Below are 26,727 nucleotides of genomic sequence, written 5' to 3' on the forward strand. Positions count from 1 at the left end.
CAAGACTACGAGAAGACCTGTCGCCTAGTCTGCTTTATTAAAAACAAAGCAATAATCCGTTACAATCTCACGGCAGTTTTCTTCAACCCCTTTGGCAGCAAGGCGATACAGCTCCTCATAGAAGTCTGTTCCTTGTTACATAAACGCATCAATCCTTAACACTTCGCATTATCCAGAGGGCCTAGTCAAAGCGCGCCTGATCAGAGCACTCACCCACAGCGTCTGATCAAGGCAATCAAGTCAAAGCAATCAAGTCAAAGCAATCAATAGAAGCGCATGGTCCACAGCAGATAATCGCTAAATCCCCCTAGCAATTAGAAGATCGCATTGCTAACTAAACGGCTATGGCTGTTGGTGCGGCCTCCTTAATTAGATTGAGGACCATACCTTCTTTGGCAACAACGCTACCTGGCATAGCAATGGACGTTTGACGGGCGATATCGTCCATAAAATCGTCAGTGTGTCCGGGGTCGTGATGGAAGATGATCAATTGTTTGACCTGAGCTGCTTTGGCTACTTTGACCGCCTCTTGCCAAGTAGAATGCCCCCAGCCAACTTTGCCCGAGTGCTTATGATGGTATTCGTCATCTGTATAGGTACAGTCATAGATCATGACGTCGGCATTGCGGGCCAGGTGTAAGACGTTCTCATCTAGTCGATTGGGAAAATGCTCGGTGTCGCTAATATATGCCGCCGAATGACCGCGATAGCTAACGCGATAGCCAATGGCTTCGCCTGGATGATTGAGCATAGCGTTACTAATCTCAACGTCACCGATTTTGACAACTTCTCCGACTTCAATATCGCAGAACTCTAGGGTCGCACCCATAATCTGCAGCGGCACAGGGAAGTTGGGGTGCAGCATCTGGTCGTTGAGGCGCTGTTCGATGGTAGAGCCATTGGGTGCGATCGCCCCATGAATCTTGAACCGGTTGCCTGGAATAAAAGCCGGAACAAAAAAGGGAAACCCCTGAATATGATCCCAATGCGAATGGGTGAAGAACATATTCGCTTTGATCGGCATTTGGGCAAGCATCTTTTGCCCCAAGTTACGCAACCCAGTACCGCCATCAAAGATGAGCTGATGTCCGCCGACGTTCATCTCAATGCAGGCCGTGTTACCTCCATAGCGAACTGTATCCTCCCCTGGGCAGGCAACGCTCCCTCGGACGCCCCAAAAGCATATCGAAAACTGATTTTGCTGATCTGACATGAGCTTTACGCGAAGTGGTTTAAGCGGAATCGCAGTGTATTTTTAACAGTTAGCAGCACCCTTCATTCGGCTAAAGGAGTCCTTCAGTACTCGACTAAAAAATAAATTCCTGCTTGCAGAATGCCCAAGCAAGGTTATTACCTTTCGATATTCACCTATTCGTTATGTGTGCAGCTTATTTAAGTACACCCATAAGACTTCATCGCTAAGTCGTCGCTATCAGAACGGTCCTTCGATTCCTTGTTTTGCAAAAGTTTTGTTATTTAGTAATGAGATCGAGATCACAACAAAATGAAAAATGTTGGTGTTTATACCTTTTCTCTACGTTTCTCTCACCTTTTTATGCTCTTTTCTTCTTTATCTACGATCTTATCTGTGCGAGCTGTACTCTTTAGAGCTTGATCCATGTTTTGTAAGCTTTGCTTCTTCCAGCCATCGATAAACGTCAAGGCTGTGTAGGCTGTCAAATTTCCCTGAAGCGGGGTGATCGTGATGTGGTTTTGCTTGATTGCCTGTACGTCTGTCATAAACTGCTGGCTGACTTCTATGAGTGCTTTGCTTAATGCGTTGCGACTCGGTGAGCTAGATGCCTGCTCGGCTGGCACTGGGATTTCAGCGTCTTCTTCTTCCATGACCTCTCCTGCTAGCCAGTAATAGATCCTGCCCCTAGGGTCCACTCGTTTCTCAAACTGATCGAAATACCGTCGTACACCCTGGCGAGTGATGACTGGCGGCTGAATTTTTGCAGCTTCTACAGGCGGAATATTGACATTTAAGAGCACAGGAAGGCGTAGAGGCTGTTTTTCTAACTCAGTAACGAGCTCAACAGCAAAATTAGCCGCAGGCTGAAAGTTTGGGTAGCCGCTAAGCAGGCTGATTGCGATCGCGCTAACGCCTTCTAGTACGCCTTCCATCGCCGCTGACACTGTGCCTGAATACAGCACATCCGTTCCCAGGTTGGCACCGTGATTAATTCCTGACACTAAAAAGTCTGGCTTGTCAGATAGCAGCGCGTCTAACGCCAGCTTCACGCAGTCCGACGGCGTTCCAGAGCAAGCCCATGCCGTTACTTCTGGTGCGAATACCCCTTCTGCCTGCTCCACTCGCAACGGTTCATGTAGCGTTAATCCGTGTCCCGTTGCCGATCGCTCGCGATCAGGGCAGACCACAGTTACTTGATGACCCGCCTTCGCTAGCGCATTCGCCAGCGCTCTGATTCCCAAAGCGAACACACCATCGTCATTGCTCACCAATATCTTCATAGCTTATTCCCTGTGAAAGCCTATGAGCGTTTCTCACGTGGCTGAAGTACATGATTACAGGTTAGAAGCCTTGTAGTACAACAGGCCAACTGACTCGCGTGTACCTAATGCAGCAGGTACACGCGAGTCACGCTCTAGATTCCTTGGGCAAGTTAACGTAGACTAATTGGCGACTAATTGGCACAATTAGCAAGGTCTACCCCCTATTTCGACTCTGTTTGTTTAATTCTGTTTGGAGTAGCCGTGAGCGCCACCACCTCAACCGAAATCGAATCCCAGCTAAGTGCCGTTCAGCAAAGCGCCATAGCAGACATTAACGCCGCTAGCAGCCTGGAAGATTTAGAAACGGCCCGTGTTAAGTATTTAGGAAAGAAAGGCGATCTCTCCAAAGTGTTGGGCGGTATGGGTAAGCTGTCAGCCGCAGAGCGGCCCAAAGTTGGTGCAATGGCGAATCAAGCCAAGACTGCTTTACAGTCGGCTATCGACCAGCGTAAGTCAGATCTGCAAGTCGCTGAGATTCAGGCTCAGCTAGCAGCCGAGACCATAGATGTGACGATGCCAGGCGTCTACGTACCTCAAGGTCGAGTTCACCCGATTAACAGCATCATCGACCAAATCACCGATATTTTTGTTGGGCTAGGCTACACTGTCGCCCAAAGCCAAGAGATTGAAAGCGACTATTACAACTTTGAAGCGCTTAATTTCTTGCCAGATCATCCCGCTCGCGATATGCAAGACACGCTGTATCTACCCGGTGGTCAGCTCATGCGTACGCACACATCCAATACGCAAATCCGCTACATGGAGAACAACCCACCACCGATGCGGGTACTGGCCTCTGGGCGCTGCTACCGTCGTGATACGGTCGATGCTACCCACTCAGCGGTCTTTCACCAGATTGAATTCTTTGCGGTAGACACAGACATCACGTTCACCGACTTGCGTGGTACGGTTCAGCTATTTTTAGAAGCGCTGTTTGGCGATATTGAGGTTCGCTTTCGCCCTAGCTATTTCCCCTTCACAGAGCCTTCTGCAGAAGTCGATGTTCGCTGGCAGGGGCAGTGGCTAGAAGTGATGGGCTGCGGCATGATCGATCCTAACGTGCTCAAAGCAGTAGGTTGTGACCCTGAAGTTTATTCTGGGTTTGCGGCGGGCTTAGGCGTAGAGCGGCTAGCAATGGTTCAAAGCAAAATCGACGACATCAGACGACTATATAAGAGTGATCTTAGATTTCTAAGACAGTTTTAGAATGCTTTAGGCTGTGGCCGGCTTGTAGAGCTTGCAGGGGATGCGGATAGTTTCGATAGAACCCTCTTTGGCGGGCAACGCCGGTTTTTTCGGCGCGTGGGGAAGGTCTAGCTCGCTGAGCTGTGGCGGAATCAGCTCTTTGAGCAAAAGATCGGCTGGCTCATCCCCTTCGGCGGCGTAGTCGGCAAAATGAGTAATGATTGAGGATGCGTCTGTCGTCATGGGAGTTTCGTGCGCTTCAAATACTGTGATGGCTCATGGTTCATTGAGCCTGCATTCAAAGTTCCCAGCAGGTAATATTTGTATCTGAGTATTTACATGGATATACGGAGACGCATCAAGTCCGATGAGTCTATAGCTTCTCCTAGAGTATGCATTTGGTACAGGCTACATACCTTCACCGCAACGCCCGTCTGCTATTCCCAATCAAAGTGAGTGTGTATCCATTTCTTGGCTTGGGCGATCGCACGTTCGGGGCTGTCTGCTCTTGGTACAGCAACAGCGCTACCAGTGTCGTAGGTCACCCAGGCTGAATAAATCTGCTGCTCATAGTGCGTAGATGTCGTCACCTCGACTTTCATCCCTCGGTAGACGAAAGCCCAAGTAACCGCTGGATAATCAGGGATGGCGATGTGTTCATGCATAGTGAGACTTTTACCTAGAAAAGTATTTTAGTTAAATTAGGAGTCACATTAGACATACAAGTTGGCGATGTAGTCACCATACCCGTTGTATAAGGGTGTAGGCTGCTTTTTCCAAGCGGTAATGTGGCTGATTTGAGTGTAGTGAAGGAAAAAACTTTGCCAGACCCGCTTAATTTTCGACTAGGCTGTGCAGTCTGGGCATTTAAAGATTGGGTAGGTAGTTTCTATCCAGCAAAGAGCCAGTCGACTAACTTTTTGAAGCTCTATGGTGAGCGGATGTTAAGTGTAGAAGGTAATACCACCTTTTACTCGGTTCCTTCACCAGAAATAGTGAAGCGCTGGTCGGATAATACGCCCGCAGACTTTCGCTTTTGTCCAAAGCTGCCTCGTCTGATTACTCACGCGGGTCCGTTAATGGCGCATTTACCAGCAGCGCAGACTTTCTTATCTTTGATGCAGCAGGGGTTAGGTACACACTTAGGTCCGATAATGATTCAGCTACCGCCTAGCTACGCTCCAGCTGCGTTTAACGATCTAAAGAATTTTCTAGAGGCTTGGCCCCAGGAGTCTGTACCAGTGGCTGTAGAAGTGCGGCATTTAGATTGGTTTCGGCCACCCTTCGCAGACCGGCTAAGAGCGCTATTGACTGATCTAAATGTAGGGCAGGTATTGCTAGATAGCCGGATGATGTACATCCATGAAACCGAAGGCGATATCGATCCGCAAATGCGCTCTAACCGACGAAAGCCAAAGGTTCCTTTGCAGCCTCAAGTGACGAGCGACTTTGCGATTGTGCGCTACATCAGCCATCCGAGGATATTACGCAATCAGGACTATCTCGCTGAATGGGTAAGCCAAGTCAATGAATGGTTGAGCATAGGTAAGCAGGTTTACTTTTTTGTACACTGTCCGATGGAAGTAGAGTCGCCTAGAGTCGCCCGGCATTTTCAAACGATGCTAGAAGAGGCGAAAGTGAAGGTGCCTCCCTTGCCATGGATGCATCTAGAGCAGCCTTTAGAGCAGCTGAATCTGTTTTGAGCTATTTTGATTTTTGCAGACGTTGGTTAGCTAACTCGATGGCTAAGTCCAGCGCAGCTTCTGTACTTTGTGACCTCGCTATTCCTTTGCCAGCGATATCAAAAGCGGTTCCATGGTCTGGTGATGTGCGAATGAAGGGTAGTCCGATGGTCGTGTTGACGGCCAGGTCAAAGGCCAGTAGCTTGACGGGGATTAATCCCTGGTCGTGGTAGAGCGCTAGGTAAGCGTCGTGCGCTTTGCTTTGAGCTGTGTTTGGATCTGTGTTCGAGGAGATATTTGAGCTGTGCCAAGCTTGGCCGGGCTTGACCCACATCGTATCTGGTGGAATCGGCCCATCTAATTGGATATGCGGAAATCGCTGCTGTTGTTGAAGCAGCCACGGAATTAGCCAGTTTTGTTCTTCTTCGCCTAGCTGTCCTTGTTCACCGCTGTGAGGATTTAAACCTGCGATCGCAATCCTAGCTGCATTCAAGCCAAAATCTGTTTGCAAGCATTCAATCAAAAGCTCTAGCTTCAAGGTCATGAGTTCAGGTGTCAGCGCCTGCGGCACGTCTCGTAATGAGATATGCGTGGTTGCCAGTAGCGTTCTCAACGCCCAGCCATTCTGCGGAGACTTCGCAACGAATAGCATCCCAAATCGATGCGTGTTTGACATTTCGGCAAGCAGTTCGGTTTGCCCAGGGTAGGCGTGACCGGCTGCGAGCCAGGCTGATTTGGCAATGGGCGCGGTGACAATACCGTCGAACTCACCGTCTAGAGTGCGGGCGATCGCGCGCTCTAGCGTCCGAAAGCTGATTTCCCCGCTATGGCTGCTTTCAAGTCCGGGGATAACTTTGGCAGTAATCGCTGATGACACGCCGATATCAATGAACTTTAGGCTGTTTGGTTCTATAAGGTGAGGGTATGTGGCCTTGAGGCTGGCATAAGCGCTTTGGTAGAGGGTGCGATCGCCAATCACAGAAATATCTGCTCGTTCTAAAAAGGCTGGATTACTCAGCGCTTTGAGCACAACTTCTGAGCCGATGCCAGCAGGATCGCCCAAAGTAACTAAAAGACGGGGTTTCATAGGAAAAGCGGTCGATGCAGAATTTGCTATGGGTGCGGCTAGCTCACTATTGGAACCCTTTGAATTATCGCTGTTTGAGGGATGTCGATTAAGTGTGATTGCCGATACCAATGTCATGAGAGGTTCCAAAACGCTCTAAAATAAGCCTGATATTCAAAGATATTCACTATAGAGACAGGAGATAGTTGTATATGGGCGGCGAAATTTTTTCTACGGCAGTGTTGGTATTTGGCATGATTCTAGTTGGCCTTAGCGTTGGCTTTTTAATGCTCAAAGTGCAAGGTGGCGAAGAATAGTCGATTCGTCTTTCGCGTACAAGATTCAGACTATAAACAAGACTAGGACTGGCTCCCACTTGATTCAGTCCTGGAGATATTTGTGTCAGCGACGACTTCTGCTAAACTGAGAAGCATATTAAGTTTTGTTTACCTTAACTCATGGTCTTACTAGTCGTTGGCGCAACTGGCACTTTAGGCAGGCAAATCGTTCGCCGAGCCCTAGATGAAGGCTATGAAGTTAAATGCCTTGTCAGAAACTTTCAAAAAGCAAGCTTTCTTAGAGAATGGGGAGCCCAGTTAGTCAAAGCAGACCTAACAGGGCCAGGTAGTCTGCCGCCTTGCTTTGAAAATGTGAACGCTGTTATTGATGCGGCGACGTCTCGTCCGGCTGAGAAAGAAGGCATCTATGATGTTGACTGGCATGGCAAAGTTGCACTGATAAAAGCTGCTAAAAAGGCCGAAGTAGATCGCTTCATCTTCTTTTCTATTTTAGGTGCAGGCGAGTATCCCGACGTGCCATTGATGGAAATCAAAGAGTGCGTTGAAGCTTTCCTCAAAGAATCAGGCTTGAATTACACCATCTTTAGACCCTGCGGCTTCATGCAGGGCTTAGTAGGGCAGTACGCAATTCCTATCTTAGAAAGACAGTCCGTTTGGGTGATGGGCGAAGCGGGGTCTATTGCCTATATGAACAGCCAAGATATTGCCAAATTTGCGGTCAAGGCGCTAGAGCTGCCTGCCGCCGAAAACAAGACGTTCCCACTGGCGGGCCAGAGAGCCTGGGGGGCGTACGAAATTATCAGGCTGTGCGAGCGTCTTTCTGAGCAGAATGCCAACGTTTCTAATATGCCGCCAGCTCTGTTAAGAGGCGCTCGTAACGTGGCGGCTTTCTTTCAGTGGACATGGGATTTGGCCGATCGCCTAGCGTTTACAGAGGTGAGTGCCAGCGGCAACACTATGGATGCGCCGATGGCAGAGGTCTATGAAACGTTTGGCATCGACAAAAGTGAGATCACGACGTTAGAAGACTACTTACAAGAGTACTTTACTCGCATTATGAAGAAGCTCAAGGAGCTTGATTTTGAGAGCGGTCGCGACGCTAAGAAAAAAGTTCCCTTCTAGGGCTGGTTTTCCGGTGGTTCTTGATTTCTGCAGTCTATTTTTGCAGTGGCTTTCCTACACACTTTTGTAAGACCGTGTTATGTTTGTAGCCAAGCAGCCAAGGTTGCTTGTCCACTAAACAAAATCCGTTTAGGAATACAGGAGGTGATGCCCATGAACGTTAGTGATATGTGCGTGGGTCTCCAGGTTGATGTAAGCCGGCTGTGTGCCGGGGCTGTCCTCTAGGACCTGCTAAAACATCAGTTCTAGCTAAGGTGCAAAGGGTTCCTCCCGGCAGTTTGGTTTTTGACCTGAAGATCCGACTAGACCGCTCCTATCCAAAGATGCTTGTTCAACTATTGAGACAAGCTTCTGAGGGTAGGAGCGGATAGTTTTTTTAAAGCAAAATGCCTTAGCGAAAATTGATGTCGAAAACTTTCTGACAATTGACGTCCTACAGACTCTTACTTCCTTCTCATAAGAGTTCAGTCGGAAAGATAGTGTCAGCCCTGTCAACTTGTGATCAATAGGGCGAGCTGATGTGTCAGTTCTTAGATAATTAATTCCGATGGTTGCTAGTTGAGCCGATGACTATTGGGCCTAGCGTACGAAATATCTTTTCCGCAGAAGTGTACGTATTAAGCTGCGATCGCCCGCTACAAGCCTGACTCAAGTACGCTTCATTACAAAAAAGCACTTCGATATCTATGCCGGAATACAGTCAGCCATAGATGGCTAAAAAATGGATGCCTCAAAAGAGCTAAGAAAAAGTGCCTAAAAAGTGTCCTGGGGGATTGTATCTGGCCAAAAGGATCTGCTAGCATTGCCGATAAGTTAAAGAAGTATTGGCATGCGAGTGCTTTGTACGTGTGTCCACTGCCGCCCTTTATCTTGGCAAACAAGGTCAAACTTTTTTGCTTATTAGTGTGAGGAATAAGAGAAAAATGAAAAATTTGAAAGCATTGCTTGCCGTGCCCGCTGCTTTCGGTGCAGTTTTAGCTGTATCCGGTAATGCCGTAGCCGCAGAAAGTCTGGTTGAAGAAAATCTGGTTGAAAGTGTAGCGGTTGAAAGCGTTGCGGTTGAAGCAGCAGATACAGTTGAAGCCGCAGATGTAATGGTGGCAGAGCCTATTCAGCTCGCACAGGTTACCAGCGTTTCCGAGCTATCAGATGTTCGTGCAAGTGACTGGGCGTTCACAGCGCTACAGCGTTTGGTCGAAGAGTATGGCTGCTTAGAAGGCTACCCTGACCGTACCTTCCGTGGTAACCGTGCGATGACTCGCTACGAGTTCGCCGCTGGTTTGAACGCATGTTTGGACGTCGTCATCCAGCTCATCGGTGGCGGTGACCTGACTGACGTCAGACGTTTGCAAGAAGAGTTCGCAGCCGAGCTCGCAACTATCCGTGGTCGCACCGACCTGCTAGAAGCTGATGTTGCAGAGCTAGAAGCTAATCAGTTCTCTACAACAACTAAGTTGCGCGGTCAGGTGGATGCTCATTTGGTTGTTCCTTTCGGCGAAGCTGACGGTGAAGTTCCTTTGCTAGATGACGATGGGAACCAAGCTACGGACCCCGATGGTACGCCGCTGACCACTCGAGACACACTAGAAGAAGCAGATGCGACCTTTGAGTATCGCGCTCGTTTGAACTTTGACACTAGCTTCACTGGCGAAGATAGACTACGCCTTCGTTTGCAGGCATCTGACTCTGCTAGCTCCCTGGTCAATGCAGGCGGTCTAGCTAGCCAAAGTGGTCGTCGAAATGGCTTTGAAGACAATATTGGCCTAGACGATGTCTACTACAGCTTCCCGATTGGTAATCGTATCAGCGGTATCATCGCGGCTAACAGCATCGTGACTGATGATTTTGTAACTAGCACTATCGTTCCTTATGATGGTCCTGCAGTTGCTGATGTCAGTGGCCCTGTATTCTATGACCAGTTCGCAGGCGGCAACTTCGGTGCTGGTGTAAACTTTGCCTTCACTGATAACTTGGTTCTAGACCTTGGGTATTCCTCCGAGGCGAGCAATGTTAATACCGACGATGGCGGAATCTTCGAAGAGTACAGCTACATCGCGCAGTTGAACTTCTTAACAGATGGCTTGTTCAATGCTGCGGTTACCTATATCGATGGCGAAAGTGATGAGCTAGATACTCCTGATTACACCATTGCAGGTCTGCTAAATCTCGACTTTGGCCGCGTTGAAGTAGGTGGTCACTATGCCTACTCGCCTTCTGATGACGGCGACCAAGACTCTTACGGTTTAGGTGTCACCGTGCCTGACCTCTTCGGTGCTGGCAATCAGCTCGGTCTCTACGGCACTATCTTGCCTGATGATGAGGATGAGCCTTTGGTAGTAGAAGCTTACTATCAGCTAGGTCTTAACGAGTACTTCTCGATTACGCCTGCTGTAATCTACGCTGACAACGACTCCGGTGATGACAGCGAGAACATCTACGGTGCTCTCCGCGCTACCTTCAATTTCTAAACTTCGAGTGACCTCAGATAGGTTCTAGACCTTGAAGAAGTGATAAGTTAGCGAAAAAGGCTCTACAGATTTGTAGAGCCTTTTTTGTTGCATTCTCTAAAGAAACAATCCCCACCGTGGAACCGGAGTATACTAGAAATTGTTGGGCCAAACCTTTGTTGACTGGCCTGCATCTTGGCTGGTCCTTCTCCCCTAAATAGCTGTGGAACTATCGTGCAAAAGTGAGTACGCGCTGCTGGCTTTGATAGAGCTGAGTTTGCACTACAGCAAGGGTGAACCGTTAAGAATCTGTCAGATTGCAGCAGAGCAGGGGATTCCCGATCGGTATCTAGAACAGCTATTAGCAACGCTGCGTCGGGGTGGATTTGTCAAGAGTCAAAGAGGGGCGAAGGGCGGATACTTATTGACTCGTGAGCCTTGGAAAGTAACGCTGTTAGATGTGGTGAGCTGTATTGAAGGGTTTGATGCCAAGGCTAAAGAAGTGAAGTCGCCACAGACAACAGAAGGCGCGGTGGTCAGTGAAGTTTGGCAAGAGGTGCGGCGATCGGCTGAGTCGGTGCTAGAAGGATATACGCTGCAAGATCTAGTGGACAAGCGCAACGCTCGACAGCAGGTTGATCTGATGTATTACATATAGCTATTAGCCGTTGGCAATGAGGAGAGGGTTGTGATGAAGATTGCGAATAATATGACTGAGCTGATCGGGCGTACGCCGATGGTGCGTCTAGATCGGATCCCTAAAAGTGAGGGATGTGTCGCTCAGATTGTGGTGAAGCTAGAGGGGATGAATCCGTCGGCTTCGGTAAAGGATCGGATTGGCATCAGCATGATCGAGGCGGCTGAAAAAGCAGGCGATATCGTCCCAGGGAAAACGACTCTAGTAGAGCCGACTTCGGGAAACACGGGAATTGCGCTAGCAATGGCAGCGGCGGCGAAAGGGTACCGACTAGTATTGACGATGCCAGAGACGATGAGTTCTGAGCGGCGAGCAATGCTGCGAGCCTATGGGGCAGAGCTAGAACTTACGCCCGGCATAGAGGGGATGAGCGGCTGTATTCAGCGAGCGCAGACCTTGGTAGATACGCTCCCGGATGCTTATATGCTGCAGCAGTTTGACAATCCTGCTAATCCATCAATCCATCGACGTTCGACAGCGGAAGAAATTTGGCAGGATACTGAAGGTCAGGTGGATTTTTTGGTCGCGGGTGTAGGTACGGGCGGCACCATTACCGGAGTTGGCGAAGTAATCAAACAGCGGAAGCCTAGCTTTCGCGTAGTGGCAGTAGAGCCTGTCAATAGTGCTGTGCTGTCTGGCAAGATGCCTGGTCCGCACAAGATTCAAGGAATCGGCGCTGGCTTTGTGCCAAAGGTGTTGAAACAGGAGCTGATTGATGAAGTGGTCACGGTAGCGGATGACGAGGCGATCGCATTCGGTAGACGCCTTGCTAGAGAAGAAGGCATTCTCTCTGGAATCTCTAGCGGTGCGGCTCTGTGTGCAGCGGTAAGAATCGCAAAACGGCCTAAAAATGCAGGCAAGCTGATTGTAATGATTCAGCCTAGCTTTGGCGAGCGATATTTAAGTACGCCGCTGTTTCAAGATCCTGAGCCGATGGGGTAGGTTGCTCTTATAGCTTGCATCGTTCGCATCTGTACGGTGGCTATAGCTCTGTAGTAATCCGCGCTTAGCTTAAGCCATATCTAGAAGCTGTAGCTCTTGCCCCATATAGCGCTAAGCACATAGCAATCCACTGATGCATCAGCGGATTGCTATACAACGGCTTCGACCCGATGCGCTCTAAAGTGAACCTTAAAACAAAGCCCTAAACCACAGGGCTCAGGGTTCTGATAAATATCGAGATGCCAGGAGGCGGACTTGAACCGCCGACACGAGGATTTTCAATCCACTGCTCTACCAGCTGAGCTATCCCGGCTTGCGCGTTTTGCGCCTATCTAAGTTAACAAAATAGGGGGACGGTAGCAAGACATTTTTCCAAGGCGTTTTACGGTTCCACGTCGGCAGCACACCCCTTGAAACGTCTTTATTGTCAACCCGTCTGAACGATCTAGCGTTTGTTTAGAATTCGATTGGACGTAGACGGGCGACTTTGATCGAAAAGGGACCAGAGCCTTCGCCAGCATAGGACCGAACGCGGATAGTGTATTTGCCCGCTTCACTGATTCTGGCGAACAGCAGAGAATTGGTGCTGCCGTCGGGGCCATCGTCGTTTTCGCTGACGGTAATGCCATTGGCGTCCATTAACATGACTAGCGTGTCAAATTCTTCTGAAATGGCATCGACGGTGATCTGATCGCCTGCTTCTAGATCGACAACATAGTCTTTGGCAAAGCCACCTAGACCAGTGGGGATATCGCTACTAGAAAGGGTGTCATTGACTTCTTGGCCGTTAATGACGGGTGGATTGTATAGCTCAGCGGCAGCTTTGCCTGTACCCAGACCAGCTGTGAGTAGGAAGGCCGGAACTGCGATCGCTAGGAATTTAGTCGGTTTCATAGAATTTAGCTAGATTGCGTTAGATCAAGTTGACAAGCGCTGCGGCCAGGGTCACTAGCAGTCAGAGTTTTGAGAAGAGCTAGGTAGAAGGTGCATCTTTGTAGTAGTCATCCGCGCTGATGCTTTCATTCTTCCCCTGTTCATTAATGCATCCAGCCTTTTTATTGTACTGACAGACTCTAGCCCATAATTTGGCTCGGCTGCCCTGAGGGCCGGTAGAGAAGATGACGCGATCGCCTCCTGCAGTGCCAGTGATTATCTTGACGCTGCAAACGGAACACGTCTGAGTAGTGGGATCTGCCATGATGCGGTTAGAATGATTTGCCGTCTAGCCTAGCAAACAGACGCTGAACCATAATTTAAGAACTTTGTACCTTGACCTATTTATAGCAAAGTCCAGGCAGAAGCTATACATCTTCAAATTCTATGCATTGAAGGTGAAAATCATGTCTTCAGAGTGAAGGTTCGAGCGGTTGATCGCGCTAGCTTAGCAAAATCCAGCAATAGATACTCGCTGCCCCATTCTCATGGCTCCTTTTTATGTCTTTGCCGAATAGCTCTTCTGTAAACAAGCCTGACATAGCGCCTGCTTCGCTTAAACGCTTGCAGCAGATGAGTCATGTCTTGGATAAAGCGATCGCCATTCCAGGCTCAGATATTCGTGTGGGCCTCGACCCGATTCTAGGACTGCTGCCAGGTGGGGGAGATGTCGTGACGGGCTTACTCTCTGTCTATATCGTATTTGAGGCAGCGAAGATGGGTCTGCCGGCACAGACGTTAGGACGGATGAGTTTCAACATTTTGCTCGATGTCCTCAGTGGCATGGTGCCTGTGCTAGGCGATCTGTTCGATGTGGGTTGGAAAGCTAATAGTCAAAATGTAGCGCTGATAGAAAAGCATGTAGCTGCGCCTAAGCCGAGCCGAGCAGCGGATAAGGTATTCGCAGTGCTTGTGATTGTAGGGTTGGTAGTGCTGGTTGTTGGTGTAGCTGCGCTATCGGTATGGGTGGTCAGCCAGGTATGGGCGTTGCTGTTTCGATAGGCTGGGGAGCTTTGGTTGCATTGGCCAAGTCCTTAGCTAGCCAATCACTCGCAAACTTGGCGTGGGTGCGTGTCATAATAATTCGGCTTCTTTTTGACTAGCGTTTCTATTTGCCTAGTCGGGGCTTTCTTCGCATAGCTTTCTTCGTATAGGTATTTCAATGACGACCGCTGAGCAGTTTACCGTAGATATCTCTGAGTCAGACCAGTCAGTAGATTTGGGGATTGCGGTACCAGCGGTGGACAGCGATCTGTCGGACTATGAATTTCATCAGCGAGTAGAAGTGGCCTGGCAGGTGTGCGATCGCTTTGATTTGCAAACCGATATCTGGCGCGGGCGAATTTTGAGGGCAGTGCGCGATCGCGAGAAAAGAGGGGCTCACAACAGCGCCGATAGTCTTTCTAACGGCGACACTAAAACTTCCAGGTCCAACGCCTCCTCCAACGCTTCTTCGTCAAAAAGTGGTTCTGGCTTTTTGAACTGGCTAAAAGATAGAGACTTGAGCAAAAGCCAAGCCTACGTCTTGATCGATCTCGCTAACAGCGCCGATCAAATGCTAGAAGACGGCCTGATCGAGACTCAAGATGTCAACCGTTTTAGCAAACGTGCTTTTTTAGAGACTGCTCAGGCTTCTCCAGAGGTGCAGCAAATTGTCAGCGATGCCGCCCGCCGAGGCGATCAAATTACCCGCAAAGAAGTTCGCAGCTTGTCGGATGAATGGACCGCCATGAACTCAAGCCTGGTGCCCGAGTCTGTCCGTGCGAAGGTCTCTGATCAGACCATTCCCACTCGCTACTTAACGCCGATGGTGCGCGAAATGGAAAAGCTGCCACCAAGCCATCAACAGACGCTAAAAAATGAAGTTGACGAAAACCCTGATGTCGATACCCTAAAGCAGGTGACTGCCGAAGCTAAATACCTATCTCGCTATATAGAGGCGGCTACGCAGGTGCAGACATTAGATCCTGAACAGGTCGATTTAGAGCTGGCCTTAGACGAAGCGATGAGAGTCGGCTGTCTAAATTCCACTGCTGATCTAGTCAATCAGGCGACTCAGCTAGAGCAGGCTGCCGTCAAGCTATACACTGCCTGGAAGCGGATGAACAAGCTCTCGGACCGGGTGTTTGTTGACAGCGGTGAAAGCACACCCAATCTGCGATCGCTCCTAGCGGTGCTCAGTCCTCTTTGTAGCGAGGTAGTCGAAGTACAGCTAGGTGAAACCAACAGCGCCACTTCTAGACAAATCAGGCTAAGAATACTCTCTGATGAGATGAGTGTAGAAGAGGGATAGCAAACAGCAGAATGCATTTTTCTAGGCTCAATCCGATATCGTAGCTGTTTCCTAATCGGCCTACGCTGTTTTAGAAGCTATCACCATTCCTAAAAATATCGACTGGCCTATAGCGATCATCGCAATTAATCAATAATTCTCATACCAGATTTCCTACCCTAGGCTACTCCTTATCTAGGATGATTCTGATAGGCTAGTAAGGACAGAGATTGGTAAGAACTATTAAGAACTCTTGAGCGTTTGCCGTCAGGGGTCTAATGGATCAAACACGTTTAATGCAACCTAGGATAGTACAGCTATGCAAACCCTTGAAGTTAGCCCAGTAATGGATTTCCAAAGTGAAACCTATAAAGACGCTTACAGTCGGATCAACGCGATTGTAATCGAGGGTGAGCTAGAAGCGAACAACAACTACAAGCAACTATCGGAGCACCTAAGTGATTTCAAGGATGACTTGCTCAAGCTAGCTCGCATGGAAAATCGCCACATGAAAGGGTTTCAAGCCTGTAGTAGGAACCTCAGCGTTACCCCTGATATGCCCTTTGCTAGAGACTTCTTCGCTCAGCTCCACGACAATTTTCAAACAGCGCTAGCCGAAGGCAAGATGGTCACCTGCTTGCTGATTCAATCTTTGATTATCGAAACCTTTGCTATTTCTGCCTACAACATCTACATTCCAGTCGCAGACGACTTTGCTCGCAAAATTACAGAAGGCGTCGTCAAAGATGAGTACATGCATCTGAACTTTGGAGAAGAGTGGCTAAAAGCAAACTTTGAGGCATCCAAGGCCGAGCTAGAGACTGCAAACCGCGCCAATCTTCCCCTGGTTTGGAAGATGCTTAACCAGGTAGAAGATGACGCGGCTGTTCTTGGCATGGAGAAAGACGCCCTGGTTGAAGATTTTATGATCACTTATGGTGAGGCGCTTTCCAATATCGGTTTTAGTGCTCGTGATGTGATGCGCCTATCTGCTCAAGGGCTTGCTTCTGCGTAGACGCTTAGTGTCTATGCGGTGTCTGCAAGCGACTCCATGCATGGAGTCGCTTGCAGCTTTTTACTATTTCAGTATTGCTTCCTTTCCTTTCCTTTCAAAGCTGGCCTCCTCTGATTTTGGGGCTACTGACCAGCAGGACGGAATAAAAATTAGGATGCACGTAGCGAAGTATCCATTTTCTTTTAACGCACAAGCCGTTAGTAACTCCTGAATGTTTGGTTTAATTGGTCATCTCACCAGCCTAGAACATGCTAAGTCCGTCGCTCATAAGCTGGGCTACCCTGAATACGCAGAACAAGGCTTAGATTTTTGGTGTAGTGCCCCGCCGCAAGTCGTCGATCACTTCAAAGTAGTGAGCGCTACGGGGCAAACGATCGAAGGTAAGTATGTCGAGTCTTGCTTTTTGCCAGAGATGCTGGCGAATCGGCGGATCAAAGCTGCCACTCGCAAGATCCTCAATGCGATGGCGCATGCTCAAAAAGAAGGGATTAACATCACAGCGCTAGGCGGCTTTTCGTCCATCATCTTTGAGAACTTCAAGCTAGAGCAAATCAAGCGGGTTCGGAACTTGGATTTGGACTTTAGCAAGTTTACGACTGGAAATACGCACACAGCCTATGTGATCTGCAAGCAGGTAGAGGATGCTGCGCCCGGTCTCGGTATTGATCTGACCGAGGCGACAGTTGCAGTCTGCGGTGCGACAGGAGATATTGGTAGCGCAGTCTGTCGTTGGTTGACGGGTCGCACAGGTGTTAAGGATTTGCTGCTAGTCGCTCGTAATCAAGAGCGTTTGGAAAACTTGCAGGCAGAGCTCAAGTTTGGCCGGGTGCAGACATTAGATGAAGCGCTGCCTCAGGCGGATGTGGTGGTATGGGTCGCTAGCATGCCCAAGGGTGTGGAAGTGAATCTAGAGACGCTGAAGCAACCTTGCTTGATGGTAGACGGTGGCTATCCAAAAAATATGGACGCGACGTTTTCGTATCCGGGTATTACGGTACTTAAAGGTGGCATCGTAGAGCACATGCTAGATATCGACTGGCACATCATGAATATTGTGAATATGGATGTGCCGGGCCGTCAGCTATTTGCTTGCTTTGCAGAATCTATGCTGCTGGAGTTTGAAAAGCTGCATACCAATTTCTCTTGGGGACGTAATCAAATCACGCTAGAGAAGATGGATTTGATCGGCGAAGCGTCTAGGCGGCATGGGTTTAAACCGCTGCTGACCTGATGTAGTGGTTGCTACAAATGCGATACGCTAGTACCGCTAGCTGAGCGTCTGGTTCAGCTTTTGACTGGACCCTTTATTTAGCCCTTAAACCCCCTATGGTAACGACTGAACGCCGGCCAATTCTACTGGATTTTGAGAAGCCACTAGCCGAGTTAGAGTCGCGAATTATTCAGATTCGTGAGCTAGCTGAAGATAATGATGTTGACGTGTCTGACCAGATTCATCAGTTAGAATCGCGGGCTCAGCAGCTGCGTCAAGAAATTTTTACGAGTCTGTCTCCGGCTCAGCGCATTCAGGTGGCTCGGCATCCGCGTCGGCCTAGTACCCTAGATTACATTCAGGCAATTAGCGATGAGTGGGTAGAGCTACACGGCGATCGCAGATCTGGCAAAGACGACCTCGCCTTGGTCGGCGGCGTTGCTCGCTTTCAGGGCCGCCCGGTGATGATGATGGGTCATCAGAAAGGGCGTGACACCAAAGATAATGTAGCGCGCAACTTTGGCATGCCGGTTCCTGGCGGCTATCGCAAGGCCATGCGGCTAATGGAGCATGCCGATCGCTTTGGCATGCCGATTTTTAGCTTTATTGATACGCCCGGTGCCTGGCCAGGCTTTGAAGCAGAAGAGATGGGTCAGGGCGAGGCGATCGCCTACAACCTACGCGAGATGTTTCGTTTAGATGTGCCTATTATCTGTACGGTAATTGGTGAAGGTGGCTCTGGTGGTGCTTTGGGCATTGGCGTCGGCGATCGCCTGATGATGTTCGAGCACTCTGTTTACTACGTGGCTAGCCCGGAAGCCTGCGCGTCTATTTTGTGGAAAGATGCGGCGCGATCGCCTCAGGCTGCTGATGCCCTAAAAGTGACCGCTTGGGATCTTAAAAAGCTTGGCATTTTAGATCAGCTGCTGCCCGAACCAATCGGCGGTGCCCATGCTGCACCTATTGAAGCCGCAGACACCTTGCAGCAGGCTCTAGCACAAAATCTCAACGCCCTATTAGAAATGAGCTCGGAGCAGCGCCGCAACCAGCGCTATGACAAGTTCCGTCAGATTGGCGTGTTTTCTAGCTGAGGTGTCTTCTGGCTGAGGCTGCGTTTCCCATTCGGGATGAATAAAGTTAATATTTGTTAATAGTAGTGCTGAACTCTCTCATATTCTGTGGCTAATTACTAAAAGGCAATTAGCTAGCTTTGAAGCCTATGCCAGCTAGTCGAAAAATCCCACCATCGGATCATTCTGATGGTCACTCTCTAGGCAGTGCTTTAATTACTGGTGCTAGTTCTGGAATAGGGGAAGCAACAGCCAGAGCATTTGCTCAAGCAGGATTTGACCTGCTGCTAATGGCTCGATCGAAGGGCAAGTTGTTCACTTTGGCTGAAGAGCTAGGTGCTTTGGGCGTGAAGGCTGAAGGGGTTGCGGTCGACCTAGCCAATTGTGAGAAAGTGAATGCATCAGTGGAGGCTGCGATCGCGCGCTTTGGCCCGGTTGACATTCTGGTGAACAGTGCGGGTATGGGATATACCGGACCCATAGGCGATATGCCCCTAGCCGATTGGCAGCGGGTGATGGCGCTAAATGTGACTAGCGTTTTTCAGATGGTGCAGTCAGTTCTACCAGGGATGCGATCTCGGTCTAGAGGATTAATTATCAACATCGCCTCAATTGCTGCTCAGCAAGCTTTTCCAAACTGGGGCGCGTATGGCGTCAGCAAGGCAGCGCTGGTGCAACTGTCGAAGGCGATCGCGGCTGAAGAATCTACTAACGGTATTCGAGTGGTCACCCTATCTTCTGGAGCGGTCAACACGCCCCTTTGGGATACCAACACCGTTCAAGCCAATTTTGATAGGTCGGCTATGCTCGCCCCAGAAACCGTTGCCCAAACCATTTTGCAGACGGCTTTGCTACCTGCTAATGCAGTCATTTCTCATTTGACCATCACGCCTAGCGTCGGCGCGCTGTAGCCTATGAGCGTGACCAGTGACTCATAGCCAGTGAACAAGCCATTAATTTGCTTCCTATCGGTGCTGGCCTACAGAAGAACTTCATAGTCGAACTTTATACTCAACTGCTCAGTTCCACTACCTGTTTTTTAGTCTCGCCACTACTACTACTACCACTACTACTTTCATTTCGGGTTTTAAGAGGACCTTTTCTATGACTACTTCCGACGGGATTTCGAGCATTGATGGCCGCGATTTTAGTGAGAGCGTATTGGACAATAGCGCCGCTAATGGCGATAAGCTCTCTAACCATCAGGTGCGTCCCGATCGCCAGACCAAGCACGGCAAAGTCATTCCTCGTCGCCCTTCTAAGATTAGCCCTGATGAAGATAATGGCCCAATGATGGACGCCGTACGCACCATGCTGCTATCCATCGGAGAAGATCCTGAACGAGAAGGTCTGCTCAAGACGCCTCATCGCGTCGCTGAAGCTATGCGCTTTCTAACTCAGGGCTATTCCCAGTCATTAGAAACCATTGTCAACGATGCCATTTTTGATGAAGGCCACAATGAAATGGTGCTAGTGCGCGATATCAACTTTTTCAGCCTGTGCGAGCATCACATGCTGCCTTTTATGGGCCGAGCTCATGTGGCCTATATCCCCAATCAGCGGGTGGTCGGTTTGAGTAAACTAGCCCGGATTGTAGAGATGTACGCTCGCCGACTGCAGGTGCAAGAGCGCTTGAATCGTCAGATTGCTGAAGCCGTACAAGAAGTTCTCGATCCTTTAGGTGTGGCGGTTGTAATGGAGGCGAGCCACATGTGTATGGCTATGCGCGGTGTTCAAAAGCCAGGGTCTTGGACTGTCACTAGCGCTATGGTCGGCGTATTTGATGAAGACGCGAAGACCCGTGAGGAGTTTTTAAGTTTGATTCGTCATCAGCCTGGATTTGCTAATTATTAAAGCTCGCTATCGAGTCTACCTATCTATCGGGGTTAACTACGACTAACTATGGCTGCTACTATCTGCTCTACCGAGGAAAGATATAGCAATGTTTCGACTCGTTAGGACGCTTGTGGGTCAAGGTTACCTATGGTAGCTAAAGGCTCTTAGCCGACATGGATGTTCTAATCAGCCTGTCAGATGCTATGGCTTTCTTTTTCGGGAGAGCAGCGATAGAGTTGTGATAGCTGTTTGTATTTGAAATTATTGATATGACTACTGCGCCTGCTGCTGAGTCTCTTTCAGCCCTTCAAGATAGTTCTGAAGAAGACATGACTTCTCCTTTAGACGTGATTGAGACAGTGATCTCTAGCCTGGAGCAAGAAGGCACAGCAATGGTGAATCATTCTGAAGATGGACACCTATGGAAGTTCAAGTACGGTTCGGTGGATGTATATGTGCAGCTTTCGGGTGAAACGGATGACGATACGTTGACGGTCTGGTCACCTGTACATCAACTGCCGGTTCAAAACGAGGCTGCTATGATGCGTAAGCTGCTAGAGATGAACTGTGGCAGCACATTTGAAGCCTGTTTTGGCCTACTGGACGATAGTGTCGTTGTATTTTCAGCGCGGACTCTAATGGATATCAATCCTAGCGAGATTTCTCGTCTGATGACGATTGTGGCTTCTATCGCAGATGACAATGACGAAGAGCTATTGAAAAACTATCCGGCAGCGTAGTCTTTTTGTGGGGCTGTCTATATGAGCTTTGCTTTTCCTATCTCAGTTATTTTGATAGTTGTTGCAACTGGAATCTCGCTCGCAAAGCTAGTCTTCCTGCTTCGGCTGCTCATTCGAACCAAGCGAGTTGCTGTACTGGCCTACATGATTTATTTGGTTTCGATAGCAGCTCTAGGTAATTTTGGAGAAGGGGCGATCGCCAACGTCTTTCCTCCCGTTTCTCAACCAGATGCGTGGCAAGTAAGTATGCTTGCTCTCAATATGTTGAACGCATTAGCAGAAACGACTCTCTTCATCTGGCTTTTGTGGCCGTTGTTCAAGCGAACTAATAGAAATGGCTCACGATACCTGGCGAATGATACCGCTGATGAGCGCAGCAGGCGCTGAGCAAATGGCGATCGATAGCTGGCTGCTAGATCAGCATGTGAAAGGGCTGCAGCCGCCTTGCTTGCGGTTCTATACATGGCGATCGCCCACAATTTCGCTAGGCTATCACCAGCATCAGTTTCCAGACCACTGGAAGAACTTAGAATACAAAGGTCGGTCTGTAGACCTAGTTCGCAGGCCAACAGGCGGCAGAGCCGTTCTACACCAAGGTGATCTAACTTACGCTTTGGTGACTTCAGGCTTTAAAAGTTCACGGAAAGAAACGTATCAGCAACTGTGTCAATTTTTGATCGAAGGCTGGCGAGACTTAGGCGTGGAGCTTAGCTTCGGCAATGCCAAGCGAGGCTATATCAAGAATCCAAACTGCTTTGGCACGGCCACCGCTGCTGATCTCGTCATGAACGATGGCTACAAGCTAATTGGTAGCGCTCAAGTCTATCGTGAGGGCTGCGTCTTGCAACATGGCTCTATGCGATTGCAGCCAGATAGCAAGCTGTATGAAAAAGTCTTTGGCGAGAAAATGCTAACGCCTGACCTCTCAGTCGTCTATCGGAAAGCTAGTGGCTTGGCTCAAATCACAGAGACTTTGGTGAAAGACGCTATGAAGTGCTTTTGCATCGAGCTAGAGTCTCAGGTTCTAACTCCAATAGATCGGAAAAGCGCTATGACAACCCACCTGTCAGGATCTCATCAGCACTCAGACCAAAATTAGTAAGCATAGGCGATCGCAGCTTCTGAGCGCCTCGAAACTTGTTTGACGTATACATTCCGTCTTCTAGAACACAGATAGTGATCATCTCATCTGTCGGATCAACTATCCAATATTCTGGAATGTCACGAACGCTGTATTCTGTCCACTTAGCCTTGTAATCTTCTTTCTTTGTAGACGGGCTAACCACTTCGACAACGAGCAGCGGCGGTGGCTGATCAAAGCCAATAATCGCTTCTCGGTTGAGAAGCTGTTTTGCTTGTTCTAGTGGCAGAACAGTAATATCAGGAATTCTAGAAGTATTCAGTCGTCCGCCTCTAGGCGATCGCACCCCAATCGATCCAGAGAATGTTTCGTAAGGCTCATCCAAGTCAGACAGTACGATAGCAATTTGAGCGGCTAGGAACTTAATAATGAATGCATGTATTCCAGTTCCTAAGCTCATCGCTACCAACTCTCCATTCACCAGCTCATAGCGCGTATCAGTACCATCCTCATAAGCAAGATATTCCTCAAAAGTAAGTTTCTGAGTCGTGACCGCCATGGCGCTATTTCATCCTTCTTCGATGTTCGACTAATGCCCAGAAGCAGGCTTGTAGCTCTAGGCTTTTTCAATAGACTGGACAATCGCCCCTAGCTGCAAGCCTGCTGGGTAGACGCCATCTTGCTTAATCTTGGCGATAATCGGCTCAGTGATCGGTAGCTTGAGCGCTCTAGCGACGGCGCGAACGATGTCGCCTCGATCTAAGGTGCCTGCAACCGCATCGGCTGGCGTCAGCACAGTCAGACGAGAGATTTGCTTGTCTTCTAGGGTCTGAATTGCTTCGGTTAGCGGAGTGTTTTCGTCCACGTGAGGAATTTCTAGCAGGGGGCGAGCAATGCTGTGCAGATTGCGATATTCCCACTCGCTGCGTTCTACTTGACGCAAGTCTTCGACCGTGACCATGCCTCGATAGCGACCATCAGAAGAGGCAAAATAAACGGGCGCTGTCTTGTCTTCAAGCAGGTACTCATCGGCAAACTGTCGCAGTGACATGTTGGCATCGAGAACGCGGAAGTCGCGAATGGCCGCATCGCCAGTCTTGAGCTTAGCCAGCTCTTCTTGCAGGGTGTTCATCCGGTTGTAGGCACCCGCATTTCGCAAGATGAATAGACCGATGAGCACAGGCCAAAGGGCGGCAAATAGACTGCCCGTAGAGAAGAAGGCGATCGCACCTAGCAAAAGCCCACTCCAACCCACTACCTGACCAGACTTAGCAGCCCACCTCACACCTGTAGTTCGGCTATTTGTAGCTTTCCAGACAGCGGCCTTAAAAATCTGTCCGCCGTCTAGAGGGAGCCCCGGTAGCAGATTGAACAAGGCCAATACTAAGTTGACCTGTGCAACCTCTCTAACGAGTCCATTAGCAACTGGCGGTAAACTACCCGCATTTCCCAAGAGTGTTAGCAGCACAAACAGCGCAATGCTAACGGCTGGCCCAGCCGCCGCCACCTTGAACGCGCCACCGGGCGTTTTGGATTCGCGCTCGATAGAAGCTACGCCACCAAATAGGAACAGCTTGATCGAATTGACCGTGATTCCCTGTGACTGAGCCACTAAACTATGGCCTAGCTCATGCAGCAAAACAGAGCCGAAAAGCAGCATCGCATAGATAAAGCCAACTGCCCACGCGCCACCTACACCCAAAAGCTCAATCCGGTTGGGATCGCCACCCTGCGAGAGGGTGATAAAAAGCACAATAAAGAACCAGGAGTTGTCGATAAATAGTGGGATGTTAAAGAGAGAGCCTACTCGCCAGCCTGTCTGCATAATGGAGCGTTTTCCTTCGGTGTGGGTTGTTCGGTATTGGTGAAGAAAGGTTTATGAAACCTGTTTAGATGCTTCTATTGTACTGAACATGCCGATGGTCTACGGCTGATGCGTTTGGGGATAACCGTCTATCATCCGGGATTCTACTGACCTGCTTATCAGGCTAGCGCTATAAGCTAAGGGTCATTTTTGGAAAGCACTTTTGAAAAGTCTAGAGGAAAGTCTAGATTGAGTCGTCTGAGAGTTAAAGCCAAGGAAAGCAATGTTACAGGTGAAGATTTGTGGGATTACCCAAGTAGAGCAAGCGCAGGCGATCGCAAGTCTAGGGGCAACAGCACTTGGCTATATCTGCGTGGCGCGATCGCCCCGGTATATTTCAGCTGAAAATATCGCTCCGATTGTTGCCACCGTTTCTAGATCCGCCCCCCAGATCGAGCACTTTGGCGTATTCGCAGATGCGCCTCTTCCACAGATACTCAACGTCACCAAGACAGCGGGTCTAGGCGTCATTCAGCTCCACAGCAACGAGTCGCCAGCCACCTGTCAGCGGCTGCGCGATGTCCTAAACCAGGCTGATCTGTCTGCTGTGAAGATTGTCAAAGCTATTCGAGTTCGCACCTCTAAAGATCTAGAGACCGCGCTCAGCTACGAAGCCTGTGTCGATAGCTTGCTGCTAGACGCCTATCATCCTGAGCAATTAGGGGGCACAGGTGAAACTTTGGACTGGCGATCGCTTCAATCCTTTTCACCAAATCGACCTTGGTTTTTGGCTGGAGGTCTGAACCCAGGTAATGTTCTGACTGCGCTTACGCAGCTTGCGCCCAACGGCATTGACCTCTCTAGCGGAGTAGAGAGGTCACCAGGGAACAAGGACTTATCAAAGGTTGCTCAACTATTCGACCAGCTAAGAACATACAACAACACTTAGCTCGCTAAAACGTCATTCTACGCAACTGGCTTGATCGCTATCCAGTACTTACTCATGAAGTGAGTAGTCGTGCTCACGTCTGTGAAACCTGCCGACTCTAGACGGGCAACTAGATCGTCACCAATGTAATGACGATAGTAGGGCTCATGGAACATGACTGGAAAGTTTTCCATCAGCGGCTCAAACTCAGGCGCGTCGATCTTTTGAATCGAATCGCAGATCACAAAGACACCACCGGGCTTAGTCACGCGGAACGCTTCGTCGATGACGTTTTGACGCGCTTCAGCAGGCAGCTCGTGGAAAAGGAAGGTGCTAGTAGTCGCTTCAAAAAACTCGTCTATGTAGGGAAGCTCTTCGGCATTAGCTTGAATTAACTGCGCTGGAACCCTTCCTTTGATGCCAGATAGGTTTTCGTTGGCCTTGCGTAAATAGGCAGGTGAGAGATCGACGCCATACAGAGCGGCCTGGGGAATTGCCTGGTTTATCCAGGTCAAACTGTTGCCTGTACCACAGGCAATATCCAGAATTTTGACTGGCTGCGGTGTTTCACCAATGGGCATCTCCATCTGAGCTAAATGCTGCTTTAGCGGCGCTAGGATACGACGGCGCATGGGAGCGGCGGTGCCGTTGAAGAGCACTTCAACTTGCAGATCGTACATCTGAGCAGAGCTATCGCTAAAGTAGCCGTCTGTTTGATGATGGAAGTTCTGGGCGTAGTAGCTAGGATATCCGCTGATGTCGATACCCTCACTAAAGTCTTGATAGCGCTTTTTAGTAGCTCTGTCCCAAATTTTTGGCAGGTCTAGCCATAGCTCTGGGTAGTAGCGGAAAAAGTCGTCCCAGCGATTTTCGAAGAGTGCCTGCTTGGGATAGATACCGTCTTCCGCATCTTGCCAGTCTGCTTCTAAAAGGGCGTCGATTCTGCTCTGCATCAGCAGGAGAAGCTGAGGATCGGGTGGATTAGGCTCTTCTCGCTTTGTGCCAGAAAGGACGTTGAGTAGCTGAGTACTAAGGGTTTTATGAGCAACGCCGAAGTACTTTTTGCCTTCCTGGAAGGTTTGATATGCGGTCTTTGTAAGTGTGTCTGGCATAGAACTTGCGTTGGCTAATGCTTATTTTTCAGTGAGGAAAGTACTCATATTGTAAAAGAATGTTACGAAACCTGCTTGCTTCCATAGTGAGAAATGAGTGGGGAAATAAGGACTTTAAGAAATAGAAACAGTAAGCATGAAGAAAGCCACCTCGTCAGAGATGGCTTTGATAGCGTTTCTCGGCTGCATATTGTCCGAAGAGTCTTGTACGGTGAAGCGCCTTACTTGATAAAGAGCATCTCTTCATAGGTGGGCAGCGGCCACAAGTCGTCGGCAATCTCACCTTCGAGAGTATCTGCGGCTTCGCGAACAGCGTTCATCATGTCGCGAATAGTGCCCGCACAGTAGGCCATGTGCTCTTCGGTAGATCCAAAGTCATGCTTGGCGATCGCACCCTCTAGCTCATTAGCGCCGTCCAACAGCGATTTGGCTAGACCCGCTACCTTCTCGACCGGCGATTTATCGACGCTGACGCCAATATTGCTGAGATTTGCAACCGCGCCTGCAGCTTCGCTCAGATGACGCATTATCGCTGGGTAGATCAGCGTCTTGGCCATATCTATGACTAGCTTTGCTTCCACCTCAATAGAAAGGATATATTGCTCGGCGTAGACTTCAAATCGGCTTTCTAGCTCGGTGGGAGACAGCACGCCTGTGGTCTTGAACAGCTCTACGACACTGGAATCTTTCAGGTAGGGAAGGGCATCGGCTGTCGTCGGAATATTCAAAAGCCCCCGCTGCTCAAGCGCCTCTTTGTGCCCCTCATCGG

General features: G+C 49.3%; 28 protein-coding genes, 1 tRNA gene and 1 pseudogene. 18 read left to right on the forward strand and 12 right to left on the reverse strand.

The features are described from left to right. Positions 1–334 precede the first annotated feature (334 nt). Positions 335–1,213, reverse strand: coding sequence for an MBL fold metallo-hydrolase (locus tag IQ256_RS11200; protein WP_193855633.1), 879 nt, complete (start codon positions 1,211–1,213; stop codon positions 335–337). A 332-nt stretch (positions 1,214–1,545) separates the two neighbouring features. Next, positions 1,546–2,475, reverse strand: a complete 930-nt coding sequence (surE, locus tag IQ256_RS11205) for a 5'/3'-nucleotidase SurE (protein ID WP_228024782.1) — start codon at positions 2,473–2,475, stop codon at positions 1,546–1,548. Positions 2,476–2,742: 267 nt separating this feature from the next. On the opposite strand from surE, the gene pheS reads away from it, so the two are divergent. Next, complete coding sequence (pheS, locus tag IQ256_RS11210) at positions 2,743–3,723, forward strand: phenylalanine--tRNA ligase subunit alpha (protein WP_193855659.1); 981 nt, start codon at positions 2,743–2,745, stop codon at positions 3,721–3,723. Positions 3,724–3,729: 6 nt separating this feature from the next. On the opposite strand, the gene IQ256_RS11215 is transcribed toward pheS, so the two are convergent. After that, positions 3,730–3,945: a hypothetical protein gene (locus IQ256_RS11215; protein WP_193855634.1), complete on the reverse strand. Its 216-nt coding sequence runs from the start codon at positions 3,943–3,945 to the stop codon at positions 3,730–3,732. Positions 3,946–4,139: 194 nt separating this feature from the next. Further along, on the reverse strand, positions 4,140–4,367 hold the full coding sequence (locus tag IQ256_RS11220; protein WP_193855635.1) for a hypothetical protein: 228 nt from the start codon (positions 4,365–4,367) through the stop codon (positions 4,140–4,142). 123 nt (positions 4,368–4,490) lie between these two features. Between IQ256_RS11220 and IQ256_RS11225 the strand changes: the two genes are divergently transcribed. Next, on the forward strand, positions 4,491–5,405 hold the full coding sequence (locus IQ256_RS11225; protein ID WP_193855636.1) for a DUF72 domain-containing protein: 915 nt from the start codon (positions 4,491–4,493) through the stop codon (positions 5,403–5,405). 1 nt (position 5,406) lies between these two features. On the opposite strand, the gene pdxA is transcribed toward IQ256_RS11225, so the two are convergent. Next, complete coding sequence (gene pdxA, locus IQ256_RS11230) at positions 5,407–6,471, reverse strand: 4-hydroxythreonine-4-phosphate dehydrogenase PdxA (protein WP_228024783.1); 1,065 nt, start codon at positions 6,469–6,471, stop codon at positions 5,407–5,409. Positions 6,472–6,662: 191 nt separating this feature from the next. Here pdxA and IQ256_RS11235 point away from each other — a divergent pair, with 191 nt between their 5' ends. From IQ256_RS11235 to cysK, 5 genes are all read left to right on the forward strand, one after another. Next, complete coding sequence (locus IQ256_RS11235; RefSeq protein WP_071776904.1) at positions 6,663–6,767, forward strand: PetM family cytochrome b6-f complex subunit 7; 105 nt, start codon at positions 6,663–6,665, stop codon at positions 6,765–6,767. Positions 6,768–6,908: 141 nt separating this feature from the next. Beyond that, entirely contained in the window at positions 6,909–7,871 is a 963-nt protein-coding gene (locus IQ256_RS11240) for an SDR family oxidoreductase (protein ID WP_193855638.1), read from the forward strand. 923 nt (positions 7,872–8,794) lie between these two features. After that, complete coding sequence (locus IQ256_RS11245; RefSeq protein ID WP_193855639.1) at positions 8,795–10,339, forward strand: iron uptake porin; 1,545 nt, start codon at positions 8,795–8,797, stop codon at positions 10,337–10,339. Between the two features lie 202 nt (positions 10,340–10,541). Next, positions 10,542–10,976, forward strand: a complete 435-nt coding sequence (locus IQ256_RS11250) for an Rrf2 family transcriptional regulator (RefSeq protein WP_193855640.1) — start codon at positions 10,542–10,544, stop codon at positions 10,974–10,976. Between the two features lie 33 nt (positions 10,977–11,009). Further along, on the forward strand, positions 11,010–11,957 hold the full coding sequence (gene cysK / locus IQ256_RS11255) for a cysteine synthase A (RefSeq protein ID WP_193855641.1): 948 nt from the start codon (positions 11,010–11,012) through the stop codon (positions 11,955–11,957). A gap of 240 nt (positions 11,958–12,197) precedes the next feature. Here cysK and IQ256_RS11260 read toward each other — a convergent pair. The 3 genes from IQ256_RS11260 to IQ256_RS11270 form a co-directional block, all read right to left on the reverse strand. After that, positions 12,198–12,270, reverse strand: a tRNA-Phe gene (locus IQ256_RS11260). A gap of 143 nt (positions 12,271–12,413) precedes the next feature. Further along, positions 12,414–12,851, reverse strand: a complete 438-nt coding sequence (locus IQ256_RS11265) for a PPC domain-containing protein (protein ID WP_193855642.1) — start codon at positions 12,849–12,851, stop codon at positions 12,414–12,416. A 79-nt stretch (positions 12,852–12,930) separates the two neighbouring features. Then, positions 12,931–13,155 (reverse strand): hypothetical protein, encoded by a 225-nt coding sequence (locus IQ256_RS11270; RefSeq protein WP_193855643.1) that lies wholly within the window; start codon positions 13,153–13,155, stop codon positions 12,931–12,933. A 236-nt stretch (positions 13,156–13,391) separates the two neighbouring features. Between IQ256_RS11270 and IQ256_RS11275 the strand changes: the two genes are divergently transcribed. The 10 genes from IQ256_RS11275 to IQ256_RS11320 all read left to right on the forward strand — a co-directional run bounded on the left by IQ256_RS11275 (position 13,392) and on the right by IQ256_RS11320 (position 22,132). Then, complete coding sequence (locus tag IQ256_RS11275; protein WP_193855644.1) at positions 13,392–13,892, forward strand: DUF4112 domain-containing protein; 501 nt, start codon at positions 13,392–13,394, stop codon at positions 13,890–13,892. A gap of 160 nt (positions 13,893–14,052) precedes the next feature. Then, entirely contained in the window at positions 14,053–15,183 is a 1,131-nt protein-coding gene (locus tag IQ256_RS11280; protein ID WP_193855645.1) for a hypothetical protein, read from the forward strand. Between the two features lie 298 nt (positions 15,184–15,481). Continuing rightward, positions 15,482–16,177 (forward strand): aldehyde oxygenase (deformylating), encoded by a 696-nt coding sequence (locus IQ256_RS11285; protein WP_193855646.1) that lies wholly within the window; start codon positions 15,482–15,484, stop codon positions 16,175–16,177. Between the two features lie 211 nt (positions 16,178–16,388). Then, positions 16,389–17,408 carry a long-chain acyl-[acyl-carrier-protein] reductase gene (locus IQ256_RS11290; RefSeq protein ID WP_193855647.1) on the forward strand — a complete coding sequence of 340 codons (1,020 nt, stop codon included), beginning with the start codon at positions 16,389–16,391 and terminating at the stop codon, positions 17,406–17,408. A 95-nt stretch (positions 17,409–17,503) separates the two neighbouring features. Next, a complete protein-coding gene (locus tag IQ256_RS11295; protein ID WP_193855648.1) occupies positions 17,504–18,478 on the forward strand; it encodes an acetyl-CoA carboxylase carboxyltransferase subunit alpha in 975 nt (324 codons plus the stop codon). Positions 18,479–18,606: 128 nt separating this feature from the next. Further along, on the forward strand, positions 18,607–19,368 hold the full coding sequence (locus IQ256_RS11300; RefSeq protein ID WP_193855649.1) for an SDR family oxidoreductase: 762 nt from the start codon (positions 18,607–18,609) through the stop codon (positions 19,366–19,368). A 379-nt stretch (positions 19,369–19,747) separates the two neighbouring features. Continuing rightward, the gene (folE, locus tag IQ256_RS11305) at positions 19,748–20,311 is read left to right on the forward strand and encodes a GTP cyclohydrolase I FolE (RefSeq protein ID WP_228024792.1); all 564 of its coding nucleotides are present in this window, start codon (positions 19,748–19,750) and stop codon (positions 20,309–20,311) included. A 251-nt stretch (positions 20,312–20,562) separates the two neighbouring features. Continuing rightward, positions 20,563–21,033, forward strand: coding sequence for a YbjN domain-containing protein (locus tag IQ256_RS11310; protein WP_228024784.1), 471 nt, complete (start codon positions 20,563–20,565; stop codon positions 21,031–21,033). 21 nt (positions 21,034–21,054) lie between these two features. Beyond that, the gene (locus IQ256_RS11315; RefSeq protein WP_193855651.1) at positions 21,055–21,420 is read left to right on the forward strand and encodes a hypothetical protein; all 366 of its coding nucleotides are present in this window, start codon (positions 21,055–21,057) and stop codon (positions 21,418–21,420) included. Further along, positions 21,368–22,132, forward strand: a complete 765-nt coding sequence (locus IQ256_RS11320) for a lipoate--protein ligase family protein (RefSeq protein ID WP_228024785.1) — start codon at positions 21,368–21,370, stop codon at positions 22,130–22,132. The genes IQ256_RS11315 and IQ256_RS11320 overlap by 53 nt, the downstream gene beginning before the upstream one ends. On the opposite strand, the gene IQ256_RS11325 is transcribed toward IQ256_RS11320, so the two are convergent. After that, complete coding sequence (locus IQ256_RS11325) at positions 22,083–22,673, reverse strand: Uma2 family endonuclease (RefSeq protein ID WP_193855652.1); 591 nt, start codon at positions 22,671–22,673, stop codon at positions 22,083–22,085. The two genes, IQ256_RS11320 and IQ256_RS11325, sit on opposite strands and share 50 nt — an antisense overlap. Positions 22,674–22,730: 57 nt before the next feature. Next, the gene (locus tag IQ256_RS11330) at positions 22,731–23,939 is read right to left on the reverse strand and encodes a site-2 protease family protein (protein ID WP_193855653.1); all 1,209 of its coding nucleotides are present in this window, start codon (positions 23,937–23,939) and stop codon (positions 22,731–22,733) included. Between the two features lie 262 nt (positions 23,940–24,201). Here IQ256_RS11330 and IQ256_RS11335 point away from each other — a divergent pair, with 262 nt between their 5' ends. Continuing rightward, positions 24,202–24,867 carry a phosphoribosylanthranilate isomerase gene (locus IQ256_RS11335; RefSeq protein WP_193855654.1) on the forward strand — a complete coding sequence of 222 codons (666 nt, stop codon included), beginning with the start codon at positions 24,202–24,204 and terminating at the stop codon, positions 24,865–24,867. Between the two features lie 17 nt (positions 24,868–24,884). Here IQ256_RS11335 and IQ256_RS11340 read toward each other — a convergent pair whose 3' ends face one another. Beyond that, positions 24,885–25,958, reverse strand: a complete 1,074-nt coding sequence (locus IQ256_RS11340; RefSeq protein ID WP_193855655.1) for a class I SAM-dependent methyltransferase — start codon at positions 25,956–25,958, stop codon at positions 24,885–24,887. A 221-nt stretch (positions 25,959–26,179) separates the two neighbouring features. Next, a pseudogene (locus IQ256_RS11345) lies at positions 26,180–26,727 on the reverse strand (glutamine synthetase type III); the annotation flags it as partial.

The sequence above is a fragment of the cf. Phormidesmis sp. LEGE 11477 genome (assembly GCF_015207105.1).
Lineage (GTDB): Bacteria > Cyanobacteriota > Cyanobacteriia > Phormidesmidales > Phormidesmidaceae > Phormidesmis.